The sequence below is a fragment of the Bradyrhizobium sp. Ses1 genome (assembly GCF_059512365.1).
Genome location: NZ_JCAMOQ010000186.1, coordinates 1 through 796, shown reverse-complemented (window position 1 = coordinate 796; position 796 = coordinate 1). Strand labels below are relative to the sequence as shown.

At 60.1% G+C, this 796-nt stretch carries 1 protein-coding gene; it reads right to left on the bottom strand.

Annotated features, from left to right (window positions below; translation table 11 throughout):
* Positions 1-268 precede the first annotated feature (268 nt).
* Positions 269-796: IS21-like element helper ATPase IstB (gene istB, locus AC5ZG5_RS46285; protein WP_496165580.1), on the bottom strand; the 528-nt coding region annotated here is incomplete at its 5' end.

Below are 796 nucleotides of genomic sequence, written 5' to 3'. Positions count from 1 at the left end.
TGCGGATTCCAATGATCGCGCGCAGGTATTCCAATCTGATGCCGCGCAGCGTTCCGATCTGATCGCGCGCAGGTGAAGCCCCCGATCGTTAAAGGCAATTGGCACTATCGTTAGCCCGTGGTCAAGCGGCTGCCGAGGAGATCACGTCACGTGTTTGATGATGTCGTTCGACGGAGCGAAGCTGACCGGACGCGCACCCCCAACAGTGCCGTAGCGGCTGGTCAGCTTTGCGGGCTGCGGTCTCGGTCTTCATCGGCCGACGATGTGATCACGGCCGAGGAAGAACGGGCGGGCGACGCATGGAGTCACCGTTCAGTTCGAGCCTGTGAGCGTTGTGAAGCAGGCGATCGAGTATGGCATCAGCGTAAGTTGGGTCATTTATGAGCTCATGCCATTTGGCAATTGGAAGCTGGCTGGTGACGACTGTCGACCGACGGCCGTAGCGGTCTTCGAGGATTTCGAGCAGATAATGACGGGCATTGGCGTCGATGGCTTGGAGGCCCCAATCGTCCAAAATTAGGAGCTCGATGGCGGCGATGCTCTTCATCCGCGAAGCGAGTCGGCCATCGCCCCGGGCAAGGTCCAGTTCTTCGATCAACCGCGGCAGCCGGGTGTAAAGTACAGAGTGGTCGTCCCGGCAGGCCTTGTGGCCGAGCGCACAGCCAAGCCAGCTTTTCCCGACGCCGGTTGGCCCGACAATGGCGCAATTCTCATGGTTCTTGATCCAGTCTCCGTTGAGCAGCATGTCGAACAAGCGGCGGTCGAGCCCACGGGGAGCGCGGTAGTCGATATCCTC